Consider the following 3158-nt stretch of genomic DNA (forward strand, 5'->3'; position numbering starts at 1 on the left):
CCGTTGCAGGTGACCGATCTGCCGGTCGCGGTGCTGTTCATGCTGGGGTTGTCGGCAGTCGGCGTCTACGGCATCGTGCTGGCCGGCTGGTCTTCCGGGTCTACCTACCCGTTGCTGGGCGGGGTGCGTTCCACCGCGCAGGTGATCTCCTACGAAGTAGCGATGGGTTTGGCGTTCGCGTCGGTGTTCTTGTACGCGGGAACCATGTCGACGTCGCAGATCGTGGCCGCCCAGGACCGGATCTGGTACGCGTTCCTGCTGCTGCCGTCGTTCTTGGTCTATCTCGTGTCGATGGTCGGCGAAACCAACCGCGCGCCCTTCGATCTGCCGGAAGCCGAGGGCGAACTGGTCGCCGGTTTCCACACCGAGTACTCGTCGCTGGCGTTCGCCATGTTCTACCTGGCCGAGTACATCAACATGACCACGGTTTCGGCGCTGGCCGCCACGCTGTTCTTCGGCGGCTGGCACGCGCCGTGGCCGCTGAACATGTGGGACGGCGCCAACAGCGGCTGGTGGCCGGTGCTGTGGTTCACCGCCAAGGTGTGGACCTTCCTGTTCATCTACTTCTGGCTGCGGGCCACGGTGCCCCGGCTGCGCTACGACCAGTTCATGACGTTGGGCTGGAAAATTCTCATTCCGGTGTCACTGGTCTGGGTGATGGTCGCCGCCGCCATCCGGACCTTGCGCGACCAGGGCTATCCGCACTGGACCGCTGTACTGGCGATCAGCAGCGCGGTCTTCGCGGCGGTACTTCTGCTGTATCTGCGCAGGCCGTTCAGCGGCATAGGTACTCATGTACTGGGCCGCACTCCTGAAGCGCTGCGCGGCAGGGGTCCGCTTGCCGAGTCAGCATTCCCGACACCACCGCTTCCCGGTGAGGCAGCGGTGCCGGCAACCAAGGAGGGCGTACATGGCTAAGTTGCCGAAATCGCTGGAGGCCCTCGCGGGGTTCGGCGTGACGTTTGCGTCGATGTTCCGGCGGCCGGTCACTGAGGAGTATCCGGAACAGAAGCTGCCCACCGCGCCGCGCTATCACGGGCGCCACCAGCTGAACCGGTATGCGGACGGTCTGGAGAAGTGCATCGGCTGCGAACTGTGCGCCTGGGCGTGCCCGGCCGATTCGATCTACGTCGAGGGCGCCGACAACACCGAGGAAGAGCGGTTCTCGCCCGGGGAGCGCTACGGCCGCGTTTACCAGATCAACTACCTGCGCTGCATCGGCTGCGGTCTGTGCGTTGAGGCCTGCCCTACCCGGGCGTTGACGATGACCAACGACTACGAGCTGGCCGACGACAACCGTGCCGACCTGATCTACGAGAAGAGCCGGCTGCTGGCCCCGATGCAGCCCGGGATGGAGCAACCGCCGCACCCGAGAGCGCCCGGTGCCACCGACGCCGACTACTACCGCGGCAACGTGACAGCGCAGAACGTCTCCCGCGACGCGGAGCCGACAGGCGCTCAGCAATGACAATGATGCTGGCCGCCGGGGGCGCAGAGGTGATCTCCCGAACGTCGACCGGTGAGGCGGTGCTGTTCTGGGTGCTCGGCGCGGTGGCGCTGATTGGTGCGGTCGGTATGGTGATGGCCGCCAACGCGGTGTACTCGGCGCTGTTCCTGGCGATGACGATGATCAGCCTGGCCGTCTTTTACATGGCCCAAGACGCGCTGTTCCTCGGTGTGGTGCAGGTCGTCGTCTACACCGGCGCGGTGATGATGCTGTTCTTGTTCGTGCTGATGCTGATCGGCGTGGACTCCGCCGAATCGCTGGTCGAGACGCTGCGCGGGCAGCGGGTGGCCGCAACGGTGGCCGGCGTGGGATTCGGCATCCTGTTGATCGCCGGGATCGGCAGCGCGACCACTCCGCCGTTCACCGGGCTGACAGCGGCTAACGCGCACGGAAACGTCAACGGCCTGGCGACGCTGATCTTCTCCCGTTACCTCTGGGCTTTCGAATTGACCAGCGCGCTGCTGATCACCGCGGCGATCGGCGCGATGGTGCTGGCGCACCGGGAGCGGTTCGAGCGTCGCAAGACTCAGCGGGAGCTGTCGCAGGAACGCTTCCAGCCCGGAGGCTACCCCACCACCCTGCCCGCGCCCGGTGTCTTCGCCCGGCACAACGCCGTTGACGTCGCCGCCCTGCTGCCCGACGGGTCCTACTCGAAGTTGTCGGTGCCAGGGATACTGGAAAGTCGCGGAGTTGGCAACGGCGACAACGGTTTTGACGGCTCCAACGGGCCCGCGGGCAGCGCGTCATGAACCCGGAGAACTACCTTTATCTGTCGGCGCTGCTGTTCACCGTCGGCGCGAGCGGCGTGCTGTTGCGGCGCAACGCGATCGTGATGTTCATGTGTGTGGAGCTGATGCTCAATGCCGTCAACCTCGCGTTCGTCACCTTCGCCCGGATGCACGGCCAGCTCGACGGACAGATGATCGCCTTCTTCACGATGGTCGTCGCCGCATGCGAAGTGGTCGTCGGCCTCGCGATCATCATGACGATTTTCCGCGCCCGCAGATCGGCGTCGGTAGACGACGCGAATTTGCTCAAGGGTTAGGGCCACTCGATGACACATCTGACCTGGCTGCTGGTGGCCTTACCGCTGGCCGGTGCCGCGATCCTGCTGCTGGGCGGCAGGCGAACGGACCGGTGGGGGCACCTGCTGGGCACCGCCGCGGCGCTGGCGCCGTTCGGGGTGGGCTTGGCGCTGCTGGTCGACATGCTCGGCCGGTCCGGCGATGACCGCGCCATCGGCCAGAACCTGTTCCGGTGGGTGCCGGTCGGCGGTTTGCAGGTCGACTTCGGGCTGCAGATCGACCAACTGTCCATCTGTTTCGTCCTGCTGATCACCGGCGTCGGCTCACTGATCCATATCTACTCGATCGGCTACATGGCCGAGGACCCCGAGCGCCGCCGATTTTTCGCCTACCTCAACCTTTTCCTCGCGGCGATGCTGCTGCTGGTCGTCGCCGACAACTACCTCGGCCTCTACGTCGGCTGGGAAGGCGTCGGCCTGGCGTCCTACCTGCTGATCGGCTTCTGGTACCAGAAGCCGACGGCGGCCACCGCGGCCAAGAAGGCGTTCGTGATGAACCGGGTCGGCGACGCCGGCCTGGCGGTGGCCATGTTCGTCATGTTCGGCACCTTCGGGACGCTGTCGTAT

The 3158-nt window shown here is 65.6% G+C and carries 5 protein-coding genes; all 5 read left to right on the top strand.

Annotated elements, in window-relative coordinates; translation table 11 throughout:
- A partial coding sequence (nuoH, locus tag WA317_RS16280) for an NADH-quinone oxidoreductase subunit NuoH (protein ID WP_425174013.1) occupies positions 1-918 on the top strand: 918 nt, incomplete at its 5' end.
- The gene (nuoI, locus tag WA317_RS16285; RefSeq protein ID WP_425174014.1) at positions 911-1468 is read left to right on the top strand and encodes an NADH-quinone oxidoreductase subunit NuoI; all 558 of its coding nucleotides are present in this window, start codon (positions 911-913) and stop codon (positions 1466-1468) included. The genes nuoH and nuoI, both read left to right, overlap by 8 nt.
- Before the next feature lie 5 nt (positions 1469-1473).
- Positions 1474-2256, top strand: a complete 783-nt coding sequence (locus WA317_RS16290) for an NADH-quinone oxidoreductase subunit J (RefSeq protein WP_425174017.1) — start codon at positions 1474-1476, stop codon at positions 2254-2256.
- Positions 2253-2552 (top strand): NADH-quinone oxidoreductase subunit NuoK, encoded by a 300-nt coding sequence (nuoK, locus tag WA317_RS16295; protein ID WP_425174015.1) that lies wholly within the window; start codon positions 2253-2255, stop codon positions 2550-2552. Before WA317_RS16290 ends, nuoK begins: the two co-directional genes overlap by 4 nt.
- A gap of 9 nt (positions 2553-2561) precedes the next feature.
- On the top strand, positions 2562-3158 hold a 597-nt coding region (locus tag WA317_RS16300; RefSeq protein WP_425174016.1), incomplete at its 3' end, for a proton-conducting transporter membrane subunit.

It is taken from the genome of Mycobacterium sp. (genome assembly GCF_049802695.1).
Lineage (GTDB): Bacteria > Actinomycetota > Actinomycetes > Mycobacteriales > Mycobacteriaceae > Mycobacterium.

Bases quoted from the DNA above. Each gene is read 5' to 3' on its own strand.
- nuoI (WP_425174014.1), top strand. From the start codon at position 911: ATGGCTAAGTTGCCGAAATCGCTGGAGGCCCTCGCGGGGTTCGGCGTG.
- WA317_RS16290 (WP_425174017.1), top strand. From the start codon at position 1,474: ATGCTGGCCGCCGGGGGCGCAGAGGTGATCTCCCGAACGTCGACCGGT.
- nuoK (WP_425174015.1), top strand. From the start codon at position 2,253: ATGAACCCGGAGAACTACCTTTATCTGTCGGCGCTGCTGTTCACCGTC.